This is a genomic window from Propionispira arboris, assembly GCF_900109225.1.
Classification (GTDB): Bacteria; Bacillota; Negativicutes; order Selenomonadales; family Selenomonadaceae; genus Propionispira; species Propionispira arboris.
The window spans coordinates 1-24,054 of record NZ_FNZK01000008.1 but is presented as its reverse complement, the minus strand read 5'-3'; the positions used below and the strand labels follow the sequence as shown (position 1 = coordinate 24,054).

Annotated in this window: 26 protein-coding genes; 4 read left to right on the top strand and 22 right to left on the bottom strand. The window is 36.4% G+C overall.

Annotated elements, in window-relative coordinates:
- Nucleotides 1–13: 13 nt before the first annotated feature.
- The 16 genes from BMY14_RS09225 to BMY14_RS09150 form a co-directional block, all read right to left on the bottom strand.
- On the bottom strand, nucleotides 14–1,096 hold the full coding sequence (locus BMY14_RS09225) for a PTS fructose transporter subunit IIC (protein ID WP_091831088.1): 1,083 nt from the start codon (nucleotides 1,094–1,096) through the stop codon (nucleotides 14–16).
- Between the two features lie 28 nt (nucleotides 1,097–1,124).
- Nucleotides 1,125–1,436: a PTS fructose transporter subunit IIB gene (locus BMY14_RS09220; protein ID WP_019552184.1), complete on the bottom strand. Its 312-nt coding sequence runs from the start codon at nucleotides 1,434–1,436 to the stop codon at nucleotides 1,125–1,127.
- A 17-nt stretch (nucleotides 1,437–1,453) separates the two neighbouring features.
- Nucleotides 1,454–1,909, bottom strand: coding sequence for a PTS sugar transporter subunit IIA (locus BMY14_RS09215; protein WP_019552183.1), 456 nt, complete (start codon nucleotides 1,907–1,909; stop codon nucleotides 1,454–1,456).
- Nucleotides 1,910–1,922: 13 nt separating this feature from the next.
- On the bottom strand, nucleotides 1,923–3,719 hold the full coding sequence (locus BMY14_RS09210; protein ID WP_091831086.1) for a BglG family transcription antiterminator: 1,797 nt from the start codon (nucleotides 3,717–3,719) through the stop codon (nucleotides 1,923–1,925).
- 351 nt (nucleotides 3,720–4,070) lie between these two features.
- The gene (locus BMY14_RS09205; protein WP_091831084.1) at nucleotides 4,071–5,246 is read right to left on the bottom strand and encodes an MFS transporter; all 1,176 of its coding nucleotides are present in this window, start codon (nucleotides 5,244–5,246) and stop codon (nucleotides 4,071–4,073) included.
- A 20-nt stretch (nucleotides 5,247–5,266) separates the two neighbouring features.
- Nucleotides 5,267–5,719, bottom strand: a complete 453-nt coding sequence (locus BMY14_RS09200) for a MarR family transcriptional regulator (RefSeq protein ID WP_091831082.1) — start codon at nucleotides 5,717–5,719, stop codon at nucleotides 5,267–5,269.
- Between the two features lie 158 nt (nucleotides 5,720–5,877).
- A complete protein-coding gene (gmhB, locus tag BMY14_RS09195; RefSeq protein ID WP_091831080.1) occupies nucleotides 5,878–6,453 on the bottom strand; it encodes a D-glycero-beta-D-manno-heptose 1,7-bisphosphate 7-phosphatase in 576 nt (191 codons plus the stop codon).
- Between the two features lie 239 nt (nucleotides 6,454–6,692).
- Nucleotides 6,693–7,010, bottom strand: a complete 318-nt coding sequence (ppnP, locus tag BMY14_RS09190) for a pyrimidine/purine nucleoside phosphorylase (RefSeq protein ID WP_091831078.1) — start codon at nucleotides 7,008–7,010, stop codon at nucleotides 6,693–6,695.
- 111 nt (nucleotides 7,011–7,121) lie between these two features.
- Nucleotides 7,122–7,667 carry a signal peptidase I gene (gene lepB, locus BMY14_RS09185; RefSeq protein WP_019552177.1) on the bottom strand — a complete coding sequence of 182 codons (546 nt, stop codon included), beginning with the start codon at nucleotides 7,665–7,667 and terminating at the stop codon, nucleotides 7,122–7,124.
- Nucleotides 7,668–7,823: 156 nt separating this feature from the next.
- Nucleotides 7,824–8,645: a hypothetical protein gene (locus BMY14_RS09180; protein ID WP_143063153.1), complete on the bottom strand. Its 822-nt coding sequence runs from the start codon at nucleotides 8,643–8,645 to the stop codon at nucleotides 7,824–7,826.
- A 159-nt stretch (nucleotides 8,646–8,804) separates the two neighbouring features.
- The gene (locus BMY14_RS09175) at nucleotides 8,805–9,971 is read right to left on the bottom strand and encodes a glycerate kinase (protein WP_091831075.1); all 1,167 of its coding nucleotides are present in this window, start codon (nucleotides 9,969–9,971) and stop codon (nucleotides 8,805–8,807) included.
- A gap of 19 nt (nucleotides 9,972–9,990) precedes the next feature.
- Nucleotides 9,991–10,962, bottom strand: coding sequence for a D-2-hydroxyacid dehydrogenase (locus tag BMY14_RS09170; protein WP_091831073.1), 972 nt, complete (start codon nucleotides 10,960–10,962; stop codon nucleotides 9,991–9,993).
- A gap of 130 nt (nucleotides 10,963–11,092) precedes the next feature.
- Complete coding sequence (locus BMY14_RS09165; RefSeq protein WP_091831071.1) at nucleotides 11,093–11,842, bottom strand: FadR/GntR family transcriptional regulator; 750 nt, start codon at nucleotides 11,840–11,842, stop codon at nucleotides 11,093–11,095.
- Between the two features lie 119 nt (nucleotides 11,843–11,961).
- Entirely contained in the window at nucleotides 11,962–12,816 is an 855-nt protein-coding gene (locus BMY14_RS09160; protein WP_091831069.1) for a phosphogluconate dehydrogenase C-terminal domain-containing protein, read from the bottom strand.
- A 2-nt stretch (nucleotides 12,817–12,818) separates the two neighbouring features.
- Nucleotides 12,819–13,772, bottom strand: coding sequence for a transketolase family protein (locus tag BMY14_RS09155; protein WP_091831067.1), 954 nt, complete (start codon nucleotides 13,770–13,772; stop codon nucleotides 12,819–12,821).
- Nucleotide 13,773: 1 nt separating this feature from the next.
- On the bottom strand, nucleotides 13,774–14,601 hold the full coding sequence (locus BMY14_RS09150) for a transketolase (protein WP_091831065.1): 828 nt from the start codon (nucleotides 14,599–14,601) through the stop codon (nucleotides 13,774–13,776).
- 338 nt (nucleotides 14,602–14,939) lie between these two features.
- On the opposite strand from BMY14_RS09150, the gene BMY14_RS09145 reads away from it, so the two are divergent.
- The gene (locus BMY14_RS09145; protein ID WP_245741343.1) at nucleotides 14,940–15,965 is read left to right on the top strand and encodes an MFS transporter; all 1,026 of its coding nucleotides are present in this window, start codon (nucleotides 14,940–14,942) and stop codon (nucleotides 15,963–15,965) included.
- Nucleotides 15,966–16,016: 51 nt separating this feature from the next.
- Nucleotides 16,017–16,286: a hypothetical protein gene (locus tag BMY14_RS20865; RefSeq protein WP_245741342.1), complete on the top strand. Its 270-nt coding sequence runs from the start codon at nucleotides 16,017–16,019 to the stop codon at nucleotides 16,284–16,286.
- 237 nt (nucleotides 16,287–16,523) lie between these two features.
- On the opposite strand, the gene BMY14_RS09140 is transcribed toward BMY14_RS20865, so the two are convergent.
- Nucleotides 16,524–16,958: a PTS sugar transporter subunit IIA gene (locus BMY14_RS09140; RefSeq protein WP_091831064.1), complete on the bottom strand. Its 435-nt coding sequence runs from the start codon at nucleotides 16,956–16,958 to the stop codon at nucleotides 16,524–16,526.
- A 289-nt stretch (nucleotides 16,959–17,247) separates the two neighbouring features.
- Between BMY14_RS09140 and BMY14_RS09135 the strand changes: the two genes are divergently transcribed.
- The gene (locus BMY14_RS09135) at nucleotides 17,248–18,009 is read left to right on the top strand and encodes a DeoR/GlpR family DNA-binding transcription regulator (RefSeq protein ID WP_091831062.1); all 762 of its coding nucleotides are present in this window, start codon (nucleotides 17,248–17,250) and stop codon (nucleotides 18,007–18,009) included.
- Nucleotides 18,010–18,097: 88 nt separating this feature from the next.
- Here the strand turns inward: BMY14_RS09135 and BMY14_RS09130 are convergent, their stop codons facing one another.
- The 3 genes from BMY14_RS09130 to BMY14_RS09120 all read right to left on the bottom strand — a co-directional run bounded on the left by BMY14_RS09130 (nucleotide 18,098) and on the right by BMY14_RS09120 (nucleotide 21,395).
- A complete protein-coding gene (locus BMY14_RS09130; protein ID WP_091831060.1) occupies nucleotides 18,098–18,955 on the bottom strand; it encodes a 2-oxoacid:ferredoxin oxidoreductase subunit beta in 858 nt (285 codons plus the stop codon).
- On the bottom strand, nucleotides 18,952–20,619 hold the full coding sequence (locus tag BMY14_RS09125; RefSeq protein ID WP_091831058.1) for a 2-oxoacid:acceptor oxidoreductase subunit alpha: 1,668 nt from the start codon (nucleotides 20,617–20,619) through the stop codon (nucleotides 18,952–18,954). Before BMY14_RS09125 ends, BMY14_RS09130 begins: the two co-directional genes overlap by 4 nt.
- 140 nt (nucleotides 20,620–20,759) lie before the next feature.
- Nucleotides 20,760–21,395: a flavodoxin family protein gene (locus tag BMY14_RS09120; protein WP_091831056.1), complete on the bottom strand. Its 636-nt coding sequence runs from the start codon at nucleotides 21,393–21,395 to the stop codon at nucleotides 20,760–20,762.
- Between the two features lie 363 nt (nucleotides 21,396–21,758).
- On the opposite strand from BMY14_RS09120, the gene BMY14_RS09115 reads away from it, so the two are divergent.
- Nucleotides 21,759–22,103, top strand: coding sequence for a winged helix-turn-helix transcriptional regulator (locus BMY14_RS09115; RefSeq protein WP_091831054.1), 345 nt, complete (start codon nucleotides 21,759–21,761; stop codon nucleotides 22,101–22,103).
- Nucleotides 22,104–22,146: 43 nt separating this feature from the next.
- Here BMY14_RS09115 and BMY14_RS09110 read toward each other — a convergent pair whose 3' ends face one another.
- Together BMY14_RS09110 and BMY14_RS09105 are read right to left on the bottom strand one after the other, a co-directional pair.
- Entirely contained in the window at nucleotides 22,147–23,445 is a 1,299-nt protein-coding gene (locus tag BMY14_RS09110) for a dicarboxylate/amino acid:cation symporter (protein ID WP_281246432.1), read from the bottom strand.
- Nucleotides 23,446–23,851: 406 nt separating this feature from the next.
- Nucleotides 23,852–24,054: transposase (locus BMY14_RS09105; protein WP_177177533.1), on the bottom strand; the 203-nt coding region annotated here is incomplete at its 5' end.

The following is a 24,054-nucleotide window of genomic DNA, read 5'->3' as shown; positions in this document are numbered from 1 at the left end:
CGCCTTTCTTTATTTATTTGATATTGATACCAGATAAATCAACATCTTCCTCTTCATCATCTTCTCCATCATTTTGTTTTTCAACGGCATCTTTTTTTAACACAACCAGTAATAATGCTGTAACAATACTACCAACACCTAAAGAAATCAGAAATCCAATCGGATTTTGCATTGCTGGAACAATAAACAAACCACCCGACGGCACCGGAGATGCTACATCTAATAACATAATTAAACTACCACCGACCGCTGCTCCAAAAGAACAGGAAAACACTACCCGAAGCGGATCAACGGCGGCAATCGGAATAACGCCTTCCGTGATCATACAAATTCCCATTGGAAACGCAATTTTTATATTATCAGCTTCACTTTTGCTGTATCTGGATTTTCGAATAAGCCATGATAATGCCACACCAAATGGAGGAACCATCGATGCACAAATCTTAATTGCTTCCGGTCCATAAACTCCATTGATTAAAAGACCATCCGCAAACAAAGAAGCAACTTTATTGACAGGTCCGCCGAAATCAAAAGCTGCCATCGCCCCCATTACTGCACCAAACACCGCTTTTGAACCACCTTGCATATTAATGAGCATATCAGTTAAAGCAAAAGATGCAACTGCAATCGGCCTGCCAATAACAAAAAACATAATAAAAGCTACAATGATAGAGGATAATAACGGAATAATCATCATTGGCATTAGACCCTGTGCCCAAATTGGCACTTTAATATTTTTTTTCAAAAAATTAACACACCAACCGGACATATAACCGCCTAACATGCCGCCAAAGAATCCTGCCCCCATAGCATTGGCAATCATCCCCATTAAAAGCCCCGGGGCAATCCCCGGTCGGTCAGCAATTGAATAAGCAATTGCCGCTGACATAACCGCCGGAATCAAACCCATTCCATATACACCTAAAGTAACCGCGGCTTCCCATAAAGTATAAGAACTCTTGTAATCTGAAATTAATGCCGGATTCCCACCAGCTATATTGCCAATAGCAATCAACAAGCCCGATGCAACCACCAATGGAATCATATACGAAATTCCTGTCATAGCATGCCTTTTTAGTTCCAGTTCTTTTAACATAAGGGCACTTCCTTTCAATCGTAAAAATTCAAATTCCCAGTTCTGCCTGAATTTTATTCAATAATGCTTTTGGAGATTTAATAGCAATATGGGTAGGTATATCGACAATTTTTTTCCCTGCAAAACGATCTCTACCACCAACTTTTATATCAGCTGCGATAATGACAACATCCGCTGCTGCAATATCTTGCGGTAAAAGTTCATTTTCCGTTCCGATTGTCCCTTGCGTTTCAATATGAATCGTATGGTTCAATGCCTGACCAGCCTTCATCAGTTTTTCTTTCGCAATATACGTATGAGCAATTCCCGATGTACAAGCTGCAATTCCTACAATATTCATTTTCATCCCTCCACATCTTAATTATCTTGACTGAAAATAGAAATAACGTCTTCGGCTTTTTTACTAGTAAGTAATTGTTCAACAATCTCTTCATCTGCTAATTTACCAGCAATCTCACCCAGTAACCGCACATGTACCGTTGTACTATCGACATCGCGTACCGCAAATAAAATAATGAATTGTACTGGTTCATCATCCAATGATTCCCAGAAAATAGGTTTTTTAGTTCTGCCAATCGCTAATGATGTCTGCACTACCGTCTTTGATTTCCCGTGTGGAATCGCAATGCCACCCCCTATACCAGTTTTCCCTTCAGCTTCCCGCAAATAAACGTCTTTGATGAACACCTCCTTTGATACGATTGATCCCGATTTTACCAGCATATCTATCAAAATATTAAGTGCTTCTTCCTTATTGTTTGCATCTACTGCCAAATTAATTCTATTTTTATCAATTACAGTTGATAAATCCATTTTTAGTATCCCCCTAATTTTCAATTCCACTTATTAAAAGCTGGTACAAATCCTTAAGCATAGATTCGGGAAATTCTGCATTTTCTTTTAATAAAACAATGATTTTTATTTTATTTTTACCGTGATCTTGTCCGATAACCTGTCCACTCAACACCTCATTGCTTAAGCCTTCTTTTTCATATATAAATACATCCAGCCACGAATTGATATTGATACGGTCAATGCCTTTTGCCTGTAAAATTTCACGATAAATCCCTGTCTTTTCACTTTCATTTTCCCTCAAAAAATCCCCCAATACGTTTGTCTTTTTTTCTTCATTTACAAAAGATGCGCGAACTCTTTTTTCATCTGCTTTATTAAATAAAGCACTCACGTAGGCAACTGGTTTACTTAGTGAAACATGCAGCTTAACCGTTGATATAATTAAGTCAACAGCCGATAAATCTACCATATTCTCCAAATATTTAGCAGAAACAACATCAACAATATGCCATTCGGGAAAATGATTTTTCACTCGTTTTTCTAGTAAATGTGATGTTCCTACGCCTGTGGAACAAACAATCATGACGCGTTTTTTGCTAATGACCTCTTCAATCGCAGCTTGAAAGTACACAGCAAGATAACTGATTTCGTCTTCACTAATATGTGCTAATTGATATTTTAGCCTTATTTTAAAAATAATTAATTTTAATAAAATCATTAATTCAGGAAATTCATCTTTAATTTCAATTAACAATGGATTTTTAATCGAAATTTTATAATCAATGCGATTCATCATAGGTCTTAAATGAAGGATTAAATCATTATACAAGGAAGGACTAAAGGTAAATTTAATGGGGAAGACTTCCGAACTTAAACGAATCATTTCCGTTGCCATACTATGCAAAAACTCATCCATTGTATTATCTTCTTTTAGCAGTTCCGCCTGAACAGCAATACCACCAGAAGACATCAAATAGCGGTAAATGTAAAAAATTTCTTCCTTGTTGATCTGAATTGAAAATTTTTCTTCCAATTGATTCGCTATTTTTTCTGACACTGCATAAAACGAGGGATCACAATCTCTATTTTCTTGTTTCAATTCTGCATAGATAGTCTTCCCATGTTTAGTTCTATGCACAAGAATTAACAAATGCGTCACAAGATTGATATAATAAGGTTCTGTAATTTTATAGTTTAAAAATCGTTCTGCCTCTTCAATTAACTCTTTTACTTGTGAAACATGATCGTGTCCAAAATGGTCTTCCAGTTCTAATAAAGTTTCTCGGTCAATTCTGTAATTATTTTCATAAAGTGTTCCGTTTTTTGAACTTACAAGTGTATTTAACATATCAACCATCGCCTTGCGAATATCCAACTCAGAACCGACTAATTGTGTTCCTTGTGTATCTTTTTTAAGATGTAAATTATACTCAATTAATTTTTCTTCAATCACTTTTAGGTCATTAACAATAGAAGTTTTACTGACAAAATATTTATTTGATAAAGATTGAATTGATAATTTATCTTTTGTTCCTTCCAGTAATTCAAAAAGTATTTTCATCCGCCTATGTTCTATAGATAAACCATACAGAATATTATTTTTGTGCAAAAATATTTCTGCCTGATTTCTACTTAATAATGAGAGCCTTACACCTCGTCCAGCGATTTTTTCCAAAGCTACGCCACATTCTTCTAACATCATCAAATCATTTCTCACAGTCTTAGTCGAACAATCTAAGACAGCGGCAAATTTTTTAACAGGTTCAAAATCTTCTACATCCAACAAATGCTTCAAAAGTTGTTTTTGCCGTTGTTGTAAATCTTTCATTTGAATTTCCTCCCGTTTCTATTTACAAATTCATCATAACACCCTTGCGTTAGTCCCAAAAGACCAAAACTTTACCACAATACCAACCCCCTTTTAGTATACTAAATTTACCACAACCGTTTATTTATTTTTAGAATACTGAATTTTCAAAAAACTATATATATATTCCTTGATCATACCTGCTCGCAAAGCATCTGTCTACTTTATGAGAGCCAATTCATTTTGCCACATAAAAAATCGGGAACATCTATCTGCTCCCGATTTTTCTCATTAAAATCTTATTAAATTTTCAACCAGTCTTATCCAAAAATTCCACTTGCCATCAGGCTTACAACAATAAACTACAATATTTCAAACTACTTTTACTGGTTTTGGTAAGAAGAAAGCAAATATAGCGGCGAAGATTGCCACCACTGCCAAAAGCTCCATCGTTGCATTCAAGCCATATGTATCGGCAAATCGACCAATAAAGGGAACAATGACACCGCCCACACTAAAAGAAAGACCTAACGTGACGCCAGAAGCGAAACCAATACTGCGTGCCAAATAACTTTGCCCCAAAACTACAATAGAACTAAACGGGGCAAACATCGCAAACCCAATTGGAATCATCAACAAATATGCCATAACCGGATTCGTTGTCTGTGAAAGCATTGCTACCATTGGCACTAAAAGTACATAACTGAACTGTACCACTTTTAAATAGCCAAGCTTATCCGCAAGCAATCCACCGATAAAGGTAGTCACAATCCCGAGAGTAAATAATAAAGTTAGTGCCGAACCTGCTGCCGCAGTCGAAAGCCCCATTACCTGTACCCAGTATAGAGGAATAAAGCTGCGCAGACCGCAAATTACAATAGAACTGAAAATTATCAGCATAGTTAGACGGGAAAAAGATGACCAGTCATTCTTTGCACCAACTTTTTTCACTTTAGATTCTATATTAGTTGCTGCCGATAAAGAATATTTTTCAACAATCGCTGCTTTTATTTTTGGAACAATCATCAATAAAACAAATGACATGATCAATGCCAAAAAGCAAAATATCGCCGTTCCCTTCATCCCGAACGCGGTAATAGTCGCTACAGCAATCATCGGTCCAACAGCAAATCCACTATTACCTCCGACCGAAAAAATGCTCAAGGCTGTCCCTTTTTTTGTACCGGAAATCTTATGGATCATCCGCGCTGCTTCCGGGTGAAAGATCGCACTACCGATCCCACTGAGTGTAACAACGGCAAAAATGGCCCAATAATTTTCAAAAAGTCCAGCCAGTCCCATTGCCGCGCCTGACACAAAAACCCCCAATGGCATAAACCATATTTTCGAAGTCCGATCCGCCAAATAGCCAAAAGCCGGCTGTACAACGGAAGACAAAAAACATGACGCAAACATCAAACCTGCAGCCGATTGATAATCCATACCATATTGTAAAATAAAAAATGGTAAAATAGCTGGCAGCGCGCCCATGCCAATATCACAAAAAAAATGTCCTAGCGCTAAGACATATACATATTTTCGATTCAAGTCCTTAACCCCCTATACCCTCAAGCTTCCTCACGTAAACCCTGTTCTTGCTGTTGATTAATATCTTCTAAAAATCGTAAAATCACGATCTGCTCGGCTTCACTATAGTTAGACAAAAGTTTTAGTTTCCTTAATTTTGCCTGTTCATGGCATACTTTATGTTCATCATAAATCAATTTACCGCTCGTAGTCAGGCAAAAATAAACTTCTTTATTATTCTCCGGTTTTTGATAACTCTCAACTAGCTGCTTATTTAGTAATTTTTTACTTATTTTGCTTATAGCACCTCTTGTCATATGCATTGCATGGGCTACTTTTGTTACATTGGCATATTCCATCGAACCAATTTTAGCAATACAATGTACTTCAGCCAAATTAAGTCCTGCAAAAATCTCTTCCCGATGATGTTTAAAGATATCCGCCCGTTCTTGTATTCTAGTAAACGAATGGATAATGTTTATTGCATTGCTCATATCGCACCTCCTTTGTTTACATGGAAACAATATTAGAATATCATATTTTTGTTTCCACGTAAACAAAAATATGATATAACTAAAAAAATCACTCTTTTTCCAATAAGAGTGATTTTTAAATACCAAGTTTTATAACGTCTGTCTGCTGACAGGCAAATTTAATTTGAAAAAAGTATATACTTTTTTACAACTTCATACAAATTATTGGCTCGCAAAACATTAGATGCAAGTAATTTTTCTTCTTGTTTTCCATGTCCTGTACGAACAAAAAAAGGTTGAACGCCTGCGGCAGTACCCGCACCAATATCACTATTATGGTCTCCCACCATATAGGAATGTTTCATATCTATATTCCATTCTCGTCCCGCCTTCAGCAGTAATCCTGGTGCTGGTTTTCGACAATCGCAAATTTTCTTATAAGAACCAACCCCCAGTTCGGCATGATGCGGACAATAATAAAAAGCATCAATATGTGCATCCGATTTTGCTAGTTCCTCATTCATCCATTGATGCAAATGATCCACCTGTGCTTCGGTAAAACAGCCTCTTGCAATACCAGATTGATTGGAAATGACAAACACTTTATAACCAGCCTGATTAAGCAAACGAATCGCTTCAACTGAACCTTGCTCAAACTCAAACTCTTCCGGCAAATAAAAATACCCTTTGTCCAGATTAATCGTGCCATCCCGATCAAGAAATACTGCTGCCTGTTTCTTACCTGAAAAATCCATTCATAAACCTCCAGAATTATACTACTTTTATTTGTTTAATAGTCTTTTGCTATCATTTTGCAAAACCATTTTCCGTTGAACTATTTTTATTTAAACCTTTATCTATAATTCTTCTCGCAGAAGAAGAAAAAACCTGCATTACTCAGTAAAGTAATACAAGGTTTTTCGTTATTTCAACTATATTTATAATACATAACTTCAGCATAAATAAACATATATATATGCTAAAAACAATATATTTATTCTTTGATATAAGAACAGCAATAATCTGCTATATCCTGGACGACTAACTTAAATTTTGAATGTGCTTGCACTTCAAATGTTTGCCCTGCTTCAATGCTAATCCAATCTTCACGGTTTGGCAATAAAACCTCCATAGTTCCCGCTAAAATTTCCATATGTTCCTTATCCGCCGTGGCAAATTCATATTCACCAGGCATCATGATCCCCAAAGTCTTCTTTTCTCCATTATCAAAAAGAACCGTACGACTTGTTACTTTTCCATCAAAATATACATTGGCTTTTTTTACGATAGAAACATTCTCGAATATATCCACTCAAAATCCCTCTTTCTCTTGTTTAATATTTTAATTAGGCAAAGCCCCGGTGCGCCACACTATACCAGTTTCATAATCCTTAAGCAAAAAAAGCCTGCCACACCCTTTATTTTATATTTTAGCAACCATAACACCTAATACATGATTAAGCGGGACCGCTCCAATCATACGACTATCCATACTGTTATTGCGATTATCACCCATAACAAATATTGAATCGGCCGGAACCGTGATTTTCTGATCCACCATCACACGCATAGTTTCCAAAATATAAGATTCATCGAGTTTTGTACCATTTCGATACACCTGACTGTCTTTAAATTCAAGAACATCCCCCGGTTTACCAATAACCCGTTTAACAAAAACATATTGCTGCTGATTAACCAAGTTCGTTATCGGCTCAGACAAATCGTCTTTTAAGCTTCGTTCCCGCGAAACTCGGCTATCGATTGTAACAATATCCCCATAATCCGGCATTTTCTTAATGCTATGCGAAAACTTGGATATAATTAAATGCTGATGATCATGTAAGGTCGGATCCATCGAATGCCCCTCAACCACCATATGCTGTACAAGAAAGATATTGATGAATAACGCAATCGCTAGAGAAAGCGCTAAACTGCAAATCCAATCTTGAATATTATCGATTAATTTCATAAAATTTTCTCCTTCCAGCTAGACAGAATATTCACCAACTATTGAATAGGTTCATTCACACAATTCATTTCACTATTTTAGTTTATATCCCCCAAATCAGAAGGTCAATCTATTTGTATTGTTTTTCCATCACATTTTAGAAAATAAACCCAAAAATCAAGTTCTATGTATTTTGAAAAAACCTGCACACACGCCCATAACCATTGCTGTAAATAGCGAAAACAACAACGATACCGATAAGATTGATAGTAAATAAACATTATAATTTGCCGCTTCCAACACATAATATAATGTATCAATACCAAAAAAAGCTGCAATAAAATTGCCGACTACCACACACAAAAAAGTCACACTCAAACCCGCCATTGCATTTTTAATATCTATCTTACTTAAAGCAATATGGGAAGATATGCAGATTGCCAGCACTAAAAACACACAATATTTTAAAGAACCAAAACTTGGACTATGCCACAATCCATAATATACAATCGACATAGAATGTCCCGACCAGATTAAAAGATCTGTTACTGTATGGACAGCAGGCACGGATACTGACATTTGCCGCAGTGCAGAAAAAGTATATGGTTCAAGCCAATACATAAAGAATAAAATTGCGGCACTGCCGCTAAATATAGGACCTAAACTGATAAAAAAATTTCCCATGTTTTGATACAAGTTATGTTTATCAAAACTATGCTGGACATAACCTAACGTTTCATTTTGCGGATTCAAATCAAAAAACTTGATAGCGATAATTTTATGACCAAACAAAAGGCACATCAAAGCATGCCCTGTTTCATGTATGGAGGTTCCAATACATGACGTCAATAAAATACCCGTTTTCCCAAATGCTTTATAGGCCCATTGAGCAGCTATAGTCTCCAACCAGCCCAGCAAAAAACCTATGATAATTATAGTCCCAAAAAGATAAACCAATTCCATTACACTTAAAACAATGATACTTATTACCGTTTCCATCACGTGCTCCATTCTTCAATATTCTCTTATATATAAATACTACTGCTTACAAATCGATAACTTCAGCGTATTAAAAAAATAGCTTTTCTTATGATATGTATTGTATCATAAGAAAGCTATTTTTATATTGAATCATTTTATTTTATAAAACTATCACACCTATACTGGAATAACTCTTATCCCCTCACATTTTAATGTAGCCCCTATTTTTAAGATTAAGCAAATTCTTTTTGCCGTATCCTGCAGTAACGATGCAGCATTTTCCATGCAATAGGCCAGGCTCTCAGGACTAGAAACAATACTTTCTGCAGCTGTTATGCCATATTTAAATATTTCATCATACGCTTTACCCAAACTTCCCGATACACATATGACTGGTACATTATATTTTTTAGCGATACTGCCAATGCCAACTGGTGCTTTCCCATAAACAGTTTGAAAATCCGTCGACCCTTCACCCGTAAAAATAAGGTTCGCCTCAGAAAATAAGCGTTCAGCCTGCACCAATTCTAAAACCATTTGTATTCCTTGTCTAAATGTTGCATTACAAAAAAGCATCAACCCAGCCCCTAATCCACCGGCAGCTCCTGCCCCATTTGTATTTGCTACAATCTGGCCAGTTGCTTTTTCGGCAATGGCTGCATAATGCAATAAAGCTTTATCCAACTGATCAACCATCGAAGCATCCGCCCCTTTTTGCGGTCCATAAACAACACTTGCTCCTGTTTTACCACATAATGGATTTTTCACATCACTAGCAAGAATAAATTCCGTATCTTTTATGCGTTTATCTAAATTAGTCAAATCAATCGAAGCTAAATCCTGTAAATAGCCACCACCATTCGGCAATTCTTTTCTGCTTCGATCAAGAAAACGAACCCCTAGTGCTTGCGCCATACCAGCACCACCATCATTGGTAGCACTCCCGCCCAAACCGATGATGATTTTCCGCATACCTTGGTCGAGAGCAGCTTTGATCAGCTGCCCTGTACCATAGGTACTTGTAATCAGGGGATTTCTTTTACTTAATGGAACCAACAATAAACCTGATGCTTCAGCCATCTCAATGACAGCTGTTTTTGTATCAAGAATTCCCCATTCAGCCAACACGGTCTTTCCTAATGGATCAAGAACATGATTGTGCTGTAATTCACCCTTCATTGAGTAAACTAAGGCCTTAACAGTTCCTTCTCCACCATCCGCAATCGGTAAAGAAGTAATTTTTGCAGTGGGAAAGACTTCTTTTATTCCTTTTTGAATGGCCCGGGCTGCTTCAATAGCCGTTAAACTGCCTTTATATGAATCTGGTGCTATAACAATATGCATTTCAACACCTCTTTCAGTATTAACTTACAACATTGATTGGCTTTTCATCGATAAAGTGACGTAAATTATCAATTGCGATATTCAGCAGTCTTTGTCTCGATTCTTTTGGTGCCCATGATATGTGCGGCGTAATAATACAATTTTTTGCACCAAGCAATGGATTATCATGGCGAATCGGCTCTGTAGAAACTACATCAAGAGCAGCACCAGCGACTTGGTCATTTTCTAATGCCTGTGCCAAATCTTGTTCTACAATTAAACCTCCACGCGAATTGTTAATAATCATTACACCATGTTTCATTTTATTGATATTTATTGTATTAATCATACCTTCCGTTTCTTTAAATAAAGGACAATGCAGACTGATCACATCCGCTGCGGCAAAAATTTCATCTAACGCAGCGTATTTTAATGTATCGCTTTCCAATTCGAGCATCTTATATTTATCGAAGGCCAGCACCTTCATGCCCAAAGATTGAGCGATTCGCCCTACCGTTTGTCCGATCCGCCCAAAACCTATAATTCCGATTGTTTTTCCAGCTAACTCAATCAATGGATAATTCCAAAAACACCAATCCGCATTATGTTCCCATTCGCCCGTTTGCACAGAGCGATTATGCTCTCCAATGTGATGACACATTTCCAATAATAAAGCGATTGCCATTTGCGCCACAGAATCCGTACCATAGGTTGGGATATTTGTAACCGTAATTTTTCGTTTTTGTGCCGCAGCAATGTCCACCACATTATAACCAGTTGCCAAAACGCCAATAAATTTCAACTTTGGTGCTGCATTAATGACCGCTTGTGGCAAAGGTGTCTTATTTGTATATACTATTTCAGCATCACCAATTCTTTGCGTAATGAGTTCTAAATTAGCTGTATCGTAACATGTTCTATCATAGATCACTGTTTCACATATATCCTCTAAAGCTTTCCAGCTTAAATCTCCTGGATTTAAAGAATACCCATCTAAAACAACGGCTTTCATTTATAGTCCCCCTTATAAATTTAGAATATTCCGATAATATTATTTTTGTTGATGGCTGTTTCGATACTTCCCTTGCGATAGAAAAAGAACCTTCTATCGCAAGTACGCTAAAGTATCGTCAAATTAAAATCTATTTGAACATAAGTTTTCCCCAAATTTCAACGGAATCTTCAATTGCAATCTCTGCCAGCGCAACATCTCGTTTTTCCATAGCACTTAAAATCTGCTCATGCGGAGCACTTGATTTAAATGTAAAATATACATGATTTTGCATACTCTTTTTGATATATGGTTTGAAATATTCTAAAACAAATAAGTAAATTCTTTCAATCAATTTGTTTTTAGCCATTTTTGCCAACATATAATGAAATTTTAGATCACACTCTAATAACTCATTTACTTCTTCATTATTCATATCGTTTTGATTGTGTTTTAAATTTTTCAATTCAAGATTACACGTTTTTAAGTTAGCCAAATCTTCATCCGTTTCATTTTTGATCGCAAGGCGAACAATATACTTTTCTAGCATAAGGCGTAATTCTTTAAGATCATCAAATGCTGGCTGCGATAATATAAAACTAAATAACAAAGGATCAAAAATAACTTTTCCTTCAAAATCTTTAGTAACATAGGTACCATCACCACGCCTTATTTCAATGATACCAAATGCTGCTAAAATTTTCATAGCCTCACGAATAGAACCTCTGCTTACAGACAGCAATTTTCCTAATTCCATTTCAGAAGGTAATTTATCTCCTGGCATGATTTGTTGTGACAATAATGAATCCTTTATATTATTGATCACATAATTTACGGAAGATTCCCGTTCCTTAGGTTCAAATATATTAGCTAGACTCGCATTTTTATCTTCTAATCCCATAGATAGTGCTCCCTCATTGATTTTTCTGCATATACTAATATTCCATTATAACATCAACATTTTCAGCATGCAATCAATTCATATAGGTGTACATAGTCTATGAAAAAATTTAAATTTTATTATTTCTTAGTAGGATGAAGCATTGTTTGTATACTTTTATCTAATACATCATCATCCCAAATTCTTTTCCAATCCTCTCTCAAAACCAATTGATTCCCCAATTCAATTGCTACCATACAGGCATCCGATACTTTTGCATTCAATTTACCGAGGAAGTTAGCACTTAAATTATAGATATGTCCTGATAAAAATGATTCTGCAGCCGCTCTTGGAATTCCGCGTCTTTCTGCCTCTTTTACTGTTTCTGCCATCGCATAAAGTGTGGTAGCACCTAAAATTTCTACAAGAGTTGGTTCTAAGAAAGCAATATCCCGGACCCCCATTACATAACTATGCATAACCGGTGCAAACATAATTTCACCAATTTTTCTGGCTTTAGCAAAATTATCATCAGAACCTTGAATTTTAGCCATAACAATATCCTGTTTACCGGCAACACCACCAAAATAATCTTGTCTCGCTTCTGGTGTATCTTGATCTAGGAAATAAGATGGATGACATGGATGTGCTACAGCAAATGTACAGTCATCGCGTAAAGCCAGTTCTTTGGCCACAGCGGCTGCTGGATCAAGTATCATCAATGTCGTATCCGGTCTCATCATTTTCACGATATCTTGTGAAACAATATTTATCAAAGTATCTGGTACAGCTAAAATAATAACATCACTTTTAGGCACAGCTTCTTGAGATGCAATAACCTCAAAGCCGCGTTTCTGAATGCCATCAACACCTTGTGGTGAATTTTCACACAAATACATCGTAATATCGTCTGTATGTTTTGCCAAATTATTACTGACACGCGTTCCCATTTTTCCGCCTGCACCAATTACACTTACTATAATTTTTTCACGCATTACTAAATACCCCTTTTCATTTTACATACATTTTTTACGGCATTAACAATATCTTGAATAGAAATACCATAACGATCTAAGACCTCTTCCGGACCTCCGCTGCTAGGAAAAACATCTTGTAATCCGACTCGTTCCATAAATACTGGATAGGATTTTGTACTTACCATCGAAATCACATCCCCCAAACCACCAATAACATTATGGTCTTCCACCGTTACAGCAGCCTTACAATCTGCTAAAATTGCTTGAATACCAGATTCATCTAACGGTTTTAAAGTTGGGACATCAACTAACGTGACTCTGATATTGGATTCATTTAAAATCCGTGCCGCTTCAACTGCACGATTTAAAATAAATCCATTTGCAAACAAGGCAACATCATTACCATATTTTTTTAATACACGAATTTTTCCCACTTCAAAAGGTGTATCTGCCTCATATACAAGATGCTCACGACCACTGCCAGCCCGAATATACACAGGACCGTCAATCAAAGCTGCGGCTTTAACAGCATGATACATCTGATGAGCATCGGCAGGAACTAAAATCGTCACATCTGGCATAGCCCGCATAATTGCCAAATCTTCAAAAAATTGATGAGTGACGCCTTCTCGCTCCCCTGAAAAAATACCACCATTAATGCCTACAAGCTTTACATTTAAGTGCGGATACGCTACAAAAGTACGAACCTGCTCACAGGCACGCATAGTGATAAACCCAGCATAAGTACCAATAAAAGGCATGAGCCCCGCGCTTGCTAAACCAGCTGACACTCCCACTGAATTTTGTTCTGCAATACCAACTTCAATATAACGATCTGGATATTTTTCAGCAAAAGAAGTTGCGCGCATGGCTTTTAATGAATCCGCCGACACAAAAACGACTTGTTCATTTTCAGCAGCTAATTCTGTAATCGCTTGTGTAAAAGCTTCTCGCGTTCCTTTATATTCCACCATCTTACTCTCCTCCCAATACGGTTATTGCTTGTTCCATTTGTTCCGCTGTAGGAACTCGTTTATGCCAAGAATTATCATTTTCCATAAACGATAACCCTTTGCCTTTAATTGTTTTTAAAATAATCATTGACGGCTTATCCGTACTTTTTTTTGCCTGCGCAATCGCCTGAATAATCTGTTCAAAATCATGACCATCTATTACCTGACAATCCCAATTAAAAGCTTGCCACTTTGGCAGTACTGGTAATAAACCACTAACATCATGAATGCTGCCGCCACTTTGCCATCCATTATGATCCACAAAGGCAATAAGATTATTCAGCTTATATTTACTGGCACACATAGCCGCTTCCCAAACTAATCCTTCTTGAATTTCACCATCCCCCATAGCAACATAAGTATAATAGGATTTTTTGCGATATTTAGCAGCAATAGCCATTCCAACAGCCATTGATAAGCCATTACCTAATGATCCTGAGGTAATATCAATCCCCGGCGTTTTATTCATATCAGGATGCCCTTGCAGCATAGATCCCAATTTGCGTAAACCATGCAATTCATCCATTGAAAAATATCCTTTACGCGCCAAAGCTGAATAGAGTGCCGGGCAAGCGTGTCCTTTTGACAAAATAAAGCGATCTCTATCTTCCCAGCGAGGATTTTGCGGATCAATCTTCATTTCTTTAAAATATAGTGTTGTAATTAGATCAGCTATGGAAAAAGCTGGCCCCGGATGTCCATCTTTTGCTTCATAAACCATTTTCATAATATCCAATCGTATATGATCCGATATGGTCTGCAATTTTTTTATGTCATTCTCTACATTCATAACATAACACTCCAATCTTTCTATTACTTTGTCCTAATAGGTAAACGTATGATGTTTAATGTTTGATGTTATGATAGCACGACTTTTCAGAATATGCAATAGCTTGTATCTGAAATAAAATAATTTTCTGTTAATTATTTAGACGTTTTTTTCGGAAAGCCAAATACAGTAAATATTCAATAAATTTATATTGACATCTCGTTTTTAATAAAATATACTGAAATAAGTTTAACGTCTGATGTCTAATGTTTAGTGCTATTGTCTAACAACCTTTATTTTATTTGTCTTGATTATTATCTGAATTTTTGTAATTTTCATTATGTGAAGGAGATTTAATTATGTTAGAAAAAGAAGCTTTTGTTAACGAAAACCTGGTAATCCAAAAATTACGGTTACGCCTTATTCCCTTTCTCTTTATCTTATATGTAATCTCAATGATGGACCGAGTAAATATTAGTTTCGCTGCTTTAGAAATGAATCAAGCCTTAAATATCTCTTCCACTACCTTTGGTCTGATTGCTGGTGTGTTTTTTATTGCTTATTTCTTTTTTGAAATTCCGAGTAATGTAATGATGCATAAAGTCGGATGTCGCCTTTGGATTGCTCGAATTCTAATGACTTGGGGACTTGTTACCGTTGCAACGGGCTTCATTCAGACAGCAACACAATTAGGTGTTATGCGTGTCTTATTAGGTATAGCAGAAGCCGGTTTTTATCCGGGTATGATTTTATATCTAACCTTATGGTTTCCCGCTAAGTATATGGGAAAAACCCTCGCTTTTTTTATGACTGGTATGGCATTAAATAATATTATTACTGCACCACTTTCGACTTGGATTATGGATAACTTCCAGCTTTGGGGTTTAGAAGGATGGCGGTGGTTATTTATCATCGAAGGTATTCCTGCTATAATTTGTGGCATCGCAACATTATTTTATCTTGTTGATCGTCCTGAGCAAGCAAAGTTTTTAACCATTGCAGAAAAAAATTGGCTCATCAATCAATTACGCATTGAACGTGAAGCCAAAGAAACAAAAACAAATTCATCGATGTGGGAAGTCTTAAAAAATGGCCGGGTATGGCATCTTTCTATCATATGGTTTGGTTATGTTTGTGCAATGTATGGATTAAGTATGTGGATGCCACAGTTGATAAAATCCTTGGGACAATCCTTATCCAATACAAGTGTTGGTCTAATTTCAACAATTCCATACTTTATTGGTGTAATTTCAATGATTGTAGTTGCTCGTCATTCAGATAAAACAATGGAACGGCGTTACCATATAGGCTTGCCTATTGCAATTTCTGCGATTGGACTTTTTGCGTTAACAATGACACATAATATAGTCTGGAGTTTATTTTAGATTACATTTACAACCGCCGGTATTTACGGCTTTGCTGGCAGTTTTTGGACATTGCCAAGTTCATTTTTATCAGAAGCAACCGCCGCTGTTGGTATTGCTTTAATTAATTCTGTCGGAAATCTTGGTGGCTTCGTTGGACCTTATGCCGTTGGTTATTTAAAGGACTTAACTGGGTCCATCGACTGCAGCATGTATGTATTAGCTGGTTTTGCAATTCTAGCGGGAGTATTAACTATACTCATTCCCCAAAAGCTCATTAAAATTGATGCAACTACAAAAAAGCAACCTGAACAAACAACCGTGGAACTTCCAACTACTTAAACGACAGACCAAATATTAATTTTTAAAAGCCTCATATTCTATAAACAGAATACCTCTGACAAAAAACTCCCAGCAATAGGCTTACCCTATTGAACTGGGAGTTTTTTGCAGTATTATCATCCTTTAAATGGCTGTGACTTTGCAAGTCGTATCAATACAGTTTTGTATCATGCAATATCTTTTTTCCTTATTGTACTACAGGGTCTATAAACAAATAAATTTTTCCAGTTGCAACCATTAAATTGGTACATTTATTTTAAAAAGAAATTTACAATCCTTTTTTACTTTCGGTGCATAAACAATAACGCCCTGTTTTTCGGAATTTTTGTAAAAAGATTTGATACTAGTCAAACTCCACATATCTTTTAATCCATAAATCTTAAACACCATCGGCAAATTCATCCCGCAAATCACACCTACCGATTTCGTTCGTTCTAGCTTGTTTATTAAAACAACAATCTCATTAAAAGCAGTACTTCCATATGCATCACACAAAACCAAGATATCCTCCATACAATTTTTCTTCATATAGGCTTCTATCTCCGCAATATATTCTTTTTTATCAGAATCGCGCAAAATAGTATAATCAATATCCGGTTTATAATAAAAATGTTCCATCGCCATATACAAGCCCTGAGCTAAACTTCCATTTGATACAAGTAGTAATTTCATAAATTTCCACTCCTCACCCTATTGATGTAAGCAACAAAAAATGTTTCTCCCGTAAAATTGTTTTAACATTTTTTGTTACTTTATTTCTATAAAATCAATTATAGCTAGCAATGCAATAACAAGTCAACACTATTTTATGTAAAAATGTTATTTAAGATGATTTTATCTGTTTTTTTGTTACAATAAATAGGATAAAGTAGTTAAAATAACAAAATATTAACATTTTAAATTGACAAAAGTAGTGAAAAACTTTATATTATAAGTACTAAATAGAAAATGGAGAAATTATATGAAAACAAATACCCGCCGTAAAGAAATTTTAGAATGTTTAAAAACAAACGGTTCCGTCAATATACTCGAACTAGCTGCATTATATAATGTTTCTTCCATGACAATTCGTCGAGATTTAAAATTTTTTTCTGATCAGGGCAGTGTAACATTAATCCATGGCGGTGCTACTTTCAATCGAGGCTCTATATTTATACATAATTTGTCTTTTAAAGAAGAACACTTACAAAAAGAAAAAAATCGAATCGCCAATTTTTGTGTGAATTTAATTAGTGAGGGCTCTGCCGTTTTTATCGACTGTGGCTCTACAACAAAAGAACTTGCCGAAGCGCTTTCACAAAAGAAAAATATTGTTGTCATGACAAATTCTTTGCCTGTTATTAATATACTAAGTACCGTAAAAGACATCAAACTGATTACAGTCCCTGGAATTTTCAAAGAAAAAACACAGGGGTTTTCTGGACAAATGACCAGCCGATTTATGCGCGAATTTAAAATTGATGTATTATTCCTCGGTTCGGCAGCATTTGATATCAGTCGCGGCGCAACAAATCCAGATATTGATGATACGGAAACAAAACGGATTCTGGTGAAACAGGCTACGAGAGTCGTTCTGGTCGTTGACCATACAAAACTAGGTGAAAGTTCTTTTATGACAATAGCCGCACCTCGCGAAATCGATACAATTGTAACCGATAAAGATGCCGATCCAGAGATGATTGAAAAAATCAAAAAACTGGGCATTGAAGTTTTTCTTGTTTAATTATCATAAAAAAAGATGAATTCCAGCGCCAATGGAATTCATCTTTTTTATATAAATTGATTGAAAATCAGATTGAGTATTTTGTTTTTCAAATAAATTCCTGACTATATTTTTCAAGCAAAGAGGGATCGAGTTTTTGCTCACATAATGGGATAGCCGTAGATAAAACTTTATTTTTATCATAAAAAGTCTGTTTTTGTTCCTGATAAATAATGCCCGTAGGAATTTTGTCGCCAAATTCCAAGGCTTTTTGAATGGCCGCCATTTTATCATGTGGATCATAACTTTCATCTAAATGATAAACCCGCTTTTTGTAATAAGCAAATGTATTGATTTTATTAAAGGTAACACACGGCTGTAATATATCTACTAAAGCATACCCTTTATACAAAATAGCTTTTTTCATAAGCTCAACAAGCTGTACCGGATCACCACTAAAAGACCTGGCCACAAATCCAGCCCCAGCTGCAATGGCCATCATCAGTGGATTAAACGGTGTATTCATGCTGCCTTCTGTCTGTACCCCAGTCACGAAACCTTCTGATGATGTTGGCGAAGCCTGCCCCTTCGTTAAGCCATAAACTTGATTGTCATGAACGAAATGTGAAATATCAACATTTCTTCTGATATTGTGAATAAAATGGTTTCCACCTTCACCATAGGAATCACCTTCACCGGTATTCACCACAATCGTCAGATTGTTATTGGCAATTTTTGCTGCAATAGCTGCTGGCAAGGATCTACCATGAAGACCTGAAAAACTATTGGTTTTAAGATACTGTGGTGTTTTGGCTGCTTGCCCGATTCCAGCCATCAAAAGAACTTCATGCGGATCTTTATTTAACTCTTCCAGTGCTTGTTTTAAACATTTAATAATACCAAAATTCCCACACCCTGGGCACCAAGCGGTTTCATACATGCAAAATTCCTTAGAAGTGTCACTCATTTTGCTACCTCCTTCAACACTGCGGCAATGATTTCCTCACCTGATATTTGCCGGCCATCGTATTTCAGTATACTGGCAGTACATGTAATACTGGTTGTTTCGCGGATAAGTCTCGCCAACTGTCCTGTTGCATTTTGTTCAACATTAACAATGTTTTTTGCCGCTTTCACTTTTTCCGCCAAAAGTTTCGTCGGCAATGGATATACATCACCAAACAGTAAAGCTGCAAATTTTTTCCCTGACGTATTATTTAAGTATTGAACCGCTTCTTTAATTGGACCATACGTTGATCCCCACCCAATTAATAGAGTATCATACGTATCGGAACCAATAAACTCTGGTTCTTGTATTTCCATGGCAAGTTTTTTCAATTTCAAAAATCTTTTATCCACTTGTTTTATCCGCATTTCCGCACATTCGATAATCTTGCCAGCTTCATCATGTTCGTCACTATCTGCTGCGACAAAACCACGCTTCGTCCCGGGAATTAGACGTGGCGAAATGCCATCTTTCGTAAGTTTATACCGCAGATACTCACCTTCAAATATCGGTTCAGGTGCCTGATAAACTTTTATTTTAGCAAAATCAAACGGCTCTACGACTGCTGATGAATCCGCCAAATATTGATCACTCAACAGCATCACCGGAATCTGATATTTTTCGGCCATGTTAAAAGCACGAATCGTTTGATAAAAAGCATCTTCATGATTTTTAACAGCAATAACCATCCGGGGGAATTCTCCCTGCGATGCCGAAATCATGAAGTTTAAATCACTTTGTTCGGTCCGAGTCGGTAACCCCGTCGCTGGTCCCGGTCGTTGGATGTTGGCAACCACAATTGGTATTTCGGCAATGCCTGATAAACCAAGCGCTTCAACCATTAGAGAAAACCCACCGCCAGATGTTCCAGTCATCGCTTTTGCTCCCGCAAATGAAGCACCAATTGCCATATTAATGGCCGCAATTTCATCTTCAGCCTGTTCGACCACGATTCCAGCTTCGGTCATTTTCCCAGCTAAATATTCCATAATTGAAGTGGACGGCGACATTGGATAAGCTGAATAAAATTTCAATCCAGCTGCAATAGCCCCTAGAGAAATCGCCTGATTCCCTGTCAAAAGCATCCACTTTGCATAAGCACCATCTTTATGTTCATGATGTTTTTTAACACTGTCAAAGCCTTGTTTGACTGCTTGAAGATTTTGGTCTAAATATTCTGATTTCACAGCGTGTTTATAGACTGTTTCAATATGCTCCAAGGTTTCACCAAAACTTTTTAAAATTGCACCAATAGCAATACTACCAACTACTTTTGGATTTCCGATTGTTTTTGCCATTTCATTCATGGCAATTTTAGTAATATTTTTACCTTCTGCGGCAAAGGATGCATCACAAAGAATAAAACCGCCCGGTTTAAGTTGCTTTTTATGCACTTCAATTGTTTCTTCATTAAATGCTACAATCCCATCCAGCTTATAACTATGTGAATCGATTTTTTCAGGGCCAAAACGAATCAATGTGAAATTATGTCCACCCCGTACACGTGACATTACATCTTTCATGGAAAATATCTGATAACCCGCCTGTTTCAATAGCTTTTCTAAAATTGTTCCTGTTGTATCTACACCTTGTCCAGCTGCTCCACCAAGCAAAATATTATACATGATATCCCACCTTTATAATATTTCTGTATTTCTTAATACAATTTCTAGAAATGAATAACATTTCCTGCTTAATTTTTATTATTTAAAAACTAAATAAAATAACCGCCCGTATATTACTATACTGACGGTTATTTTATTACTTATCGAATAAAATTCATATATATTTTATCTTTTCTTTCCTTAGCTTTTACATGATCTTTGCCATATTCAACTAATTTCATGAGCCAAGCCATATTTTCACCAAGGACATGCATGATTTGCTGCCCTTCGTCGTCTTGTTTAGCCTCACCTTGCGCTGTGCCAAAGACTACATTCCAGTAATTTGATGTTGGCATCACCATTTCTGAGTAGTTCAGATAATTATTCAGCTGGTCAAATGTTGGAATTCCGCCTGCCCGTCTGACGGCCACAACACTTGCACCAACTTTATGTCGCAGCATTCCGCCGTTTACCGATGTTACCAAAAAAGCACGATCTAAAAACGACTTCATGGTACCAGCAATTGCTGCATAATGTACTGGTGAACCTAAAATTATGCCATCGGCCTCTTTCATTTTTTGAATCCATTCATTGACTTCATCTTTATCTATTACACATTTTTCATTCATATTACGACGGCATCCGCCACAAGCTAAACAACCGCGAATAACTTTATTGCCAACATGCACAATTTCCACTTCAATATTATCTTTTTCTAACTCCATTGCCACCGTTTTAATCGCTTCACAGGTATTTCCATTTTTATTCGGACTTCCATTAAAAGCAACAACTTTCATCTGCTCAACCTCCCCAAATACTAAGTTCCAACTTATCCTTAGTATAGAACTCCAGCAATTAATTAACAAGTACGCACTTTTTAGTTAGCTGCCTTACTTTTAGGTAAGATTTATTGAAATCACTATATCTTATGCCTTCAATCTGTTATGATAAAAATATCGATTCAATTTAAGACAGCACTATTTCAGACATATATATGGCATTAAACATTTTATATAGCAATCGTCAGGAATGGGTATGGCGTTACCCAGGAAGCAAACGATGCCCTTACCCCATTCCTGACAGACTGGATGTAATTTCTTTATTGCGTTCTACATAATAACAAAATCTGATTGAATCTACACGTAAAGGCAGGTACTAAAATGATTGATTATAATGGCAAAAACTATGTATGTCGCTTAGATTTCGCAATGGATTTTATTCGAGGCAAATGGAAAGCTGTCATACTATGTCATTTATACAAGAAACCAAAACGTTTTTTAGAACTCCAGCGTATCACAAATGGAATTAGCCAAAAAGTATTAAATGAAAAACTAAAAGAATTAGAACTAGCTGGCTTAATTCATAAAATAGCTTATGCTGAAGTGCCACCCAAAGTTGAGTATTCACTCACTACTGAAGGGCGAGATCTTACTAAAATATTAAAAGAAATGGAAAATTGGTCAATAAAATATTATCCCCACCTGGAAGTTTCCTTAATACAATAATCTCAACAAAAAAGCCTGCGAAAATTCGCAGGCTTTTTTGCTTCTATATAGAGATTTTCGCTGGATCCAGTTCTTCTTCTTGAATGCCATACATTTCTCGTTTCATTGTATTTACATCAAGTTCATTTTCCCATTTCGCAACTACAAAAGTTGCAATGCCGTTGCCAATCAAATTCGTAAGGGCTCTGCCTTGCGTCATAAAGCGATCAACACCAAAAATAAGAGCCAGTGCTCCAACTGGTATGGTCGGTATCGTGGACAATGTAGCTGCCAAAACAATAAAGCCACTGCCGGTAACACCAGATGCACCTTTGGATGTCAGTAGCAGCACCGCAATAATCGTGAACTGCTGCATCGCCGTAAGATCCGTATTCGTAGCCTGAGCTAAAAAGATAGCCGCAATTGTCAAATAAATAGATGTCCCATCTAAATTAAACGAATAGCCGGTTGGTATAACGAGCCCGACAATCGATTTAGAACAGCCAACTCGCTCAAGTTTTTCCATCATTCTAGGCAAAACACTTTCGGAAGATGCCGTTCCAAAAACAACCAATAGTTCTTCTTTAAAATAAGCAATATATTTCGTAAAGCTAACACCCGCCCATTTAGCGATCGGCCAAATGATCAATATAATAAATAAGAGACAGGCAAGATAAAAAGTCCCCAATAATTGCATCAACGGGCCTAACGATGCGATGCCATATTTACCAATTGTAAAGGCCATTGCACCAAAAGTACCAATTGGTGCTAATTTCATAATGATATCAACGATACCAAAAAACACATGGGATACATCGCCGATTACACCCAATAGCATTTTCCCTTTTTCACCAAACTTTGATAGCGCCCAACCAAACATAACCGAAAATAAAAGGATCTGCAAAATTTCACCTTTGGCAAACCCATCTACCACCGTATTCGGAATAATATTCATAAAGAACTCACCGGCCGTATGACTTTGAGCGCCATTCGCATACATTGCCACCGATGATGCATCCAACGTGCTTACATCTACATTCATGCCAACACCTGGCTGGAGCCAGTTTACTAAAAAAATACCAAAGAACAACGAAAAAGTTGTAACCGCTTCAAAATAAAGCAAAGCTTTACCACCCACGCGCCCCACTTTTTTCATATCCCCCATACCTGCTATTCCGCAAACAATCGTACAAAAAATAATTGGACCAATAATCATTTTAATCAATTTAATAAATGCGTCACCCAAAGGCTTCATACTTTCGCCTACAGATGGATATACGTATCCTAATAAAATACCGATAATAATGGATGCAAAGACTTGAAAATGCAATGACTTAAAAAAACTTTTATTCAAATTACCCACACCTGCCTTTAATTTTTATAAACTATATACATTAAAAATTTTCATTTCGTGAACTCACAAAACACTCTGTACTGTAATAAGATAAATTTCTTCTCTTTATCCTATTCAAATTTAAGCAGCATAGCAATAGCAATAAGTTATCATACGAATGCATTGATGTTATTATACGATAAAAACAGTAAAATTACTAGCTAGTAAAGCCTACTTGATTTATTAAATTTTTCTATCATGCAATAGATAAAATTTATATATTCACGTCTATATTTTTCAAAAAAAGGGGATGTGACAAAATGAGAAATCATTTTGTCCACATCCTCTTTTTCTATGCATATTGAGTAAACAAGCGGGCAATTACCTTAAAAAGGGTACACAACCCCTTTCCCCATAAAAACTGTTTTTCTACAGTTTATGCGGCTTTCTTCAAACGTAGTCTTTTATTGTGGTATTTATAAAGATTATGCCCGATAGAAACCAGGAAAATCTCTAAACGTACTTGTTCCATGCCTTTTCGAACGATTCTTTTGTACCAGCGGTTATTTTTCATGATGCCAAAAGTACCTTCGGATTGAATGGAGCGATTCATACGAAGAAGCGCTCCTTGAATACTTT

Excerpts from the sequence above, each read along its gene's own strand:
- BMY14_RS09225 (WP_091831088.1), bottom strand. The coding sequence starts at position 1,096 with ATGTTAAAAGAACTGGAACTAAAAAGGCATGCTATGACAGGAATTTCG.
- BMY14_RS09220 (WP_019552184.1), bottom strand. The coding sequence starts at position 1,436 with ATGAATATTGTAGGAATTGCAGCTTGTACATCGGGAATTGCTCATACG.
- BMY14_RS09215 (WP_019552183.1), bottom strand. The coding sequence starts at position 1,909 with ATGGATTTATCAACTGTAATTGATAAAAATAGAATTAATTTGGCAGTA.
- BMY14_RS09210 (WP_091831086.1), bottom strand. The coding sequence starts at position 3,719 with ATGAAAGATTTACAACAACGGCAAAAACAACTTTTGAAGCATTTGTTG.
- BMY14_RS09200 (WP_091831082.1), bottom strand. The coding sequence starts at position 5,719 with ATGAGCAATGCAATAAACATTATCCATTCGTTTACTAGAATACAAGAA.
- gmhB (WP_091831080.1), bottom strand. The coding sequence starts at position 6,453 with ATGGATTTTTCAGGTAAGAAACAGGCAGCAGTATTTCTTGATCGGGAT.
- lepB (WP_019552177.1), bottom strand. The coding sequence starts at position 7,667 with ATGAAATTAATCGATAATATTCAAGATTGGATTTGCAGTTTAGCGCTT.
- BMY14_RS09180 (WP_143063153.1), bottom strand. The coding sequence starts at position 8,645 with ATGGAAACGGTAATAAGTATCATTGTTTTAAGTGTAATGGAATTGGTT.
- BMY14_RS09175 (WP_091831075.1), bottom strand. The coding sequence starts at position 9,971 with ATGCATATTGTTATAGCACCAGATTCATATAAAGGCAGTTTAACGGCT.
- BMY14_RS09170 (WP_091831073.1), bottom strand. The coding sequence starts at position 10,962 with ATGAAAGCCGTTGTTTTAGATGGGTATTCTTTAAATCCAGGAGATTTA.
- BMY14_RS09165 (WP_091831071.1), bottom strand. The coding sequence starts at position 11,842 with ATGGGATTAGAAGATAAAAATGCGAGTCTAGCTAATATATTTGAACCT.
- BMY14_RS09160 (WP_091831069.1), bottom strand. The coding sequence starts at position 12,816 with ATGCGTGAAAAAATTATAGTAAGTGTAATTGGTGCAGGCGGAAAAATG.
- BMY14_RS09155 (WP_091831067.1), bottom strand. The coding sequence starts at position 13,772 with ATGGTGGAATATAAAGGAACGCGAGAAGCTTTTACACAAGCGATTACA.
- BMY14_RS09150 (WP_091831065.1), bottom strand. The coding sequence starts at position 14,601 with ATGAATGTAGAGAATGACATAAAAAAATTGCAGACCATATCGGATCAT.
- BMY14_RS09145 (WP_245741343.1), top strand. The coding sequence starts at position 14,940 with ATGTTAGAAAAAGAAGCTTTTGTTAACGAAAACCTGGTAATCCAAAAA.
- BMY14_RS09140 (WP_091831064.1), bottom strand. The coding sequence starts at position 16,958 with ATGAAATTACTACTTGTATCAAATGGAAGTTTAGCTCAGGGCTTGTAT.
- BMY14_RS09135 (WP_091831062.1), top strand. The coding sequence starts at position 17,248 with ATGAAAACAAATACCCGCCGTAAAGAAATTTTAGAATGTTTAAAAACA.
- BMY14_RS09130 (WP_091831060.1), bottom strand. The coding sequence starts at position 18,955 with ATGAGTGACACTTCTAAGGAATTTTGCATGTATGAAACCGCTTGGTGC.
- BMY14_RS09125 (WP_091831058.1), bottom strand. The coding sequence starts at position 20,619 with ATGTATAATATTTTGCTTGGTGGAGCAGCTGGACAAGGTGTAGATACA.
- BMY14_RS09120 (WP_091831056.1), bottom strand. The coding sequence starts at position 21,395 with ATGAAAGTTGTTGCTTTTAATGGAAGTCCGAATAAAAATGGAAATACC.
- BMY14_RS09115 (WP_091831054.1), top strand. The coding sequence starts at position 21,759 with ATGATTGATTATAATGGCAAAAACTATGTATGTCGCTTAGATTTCGCA.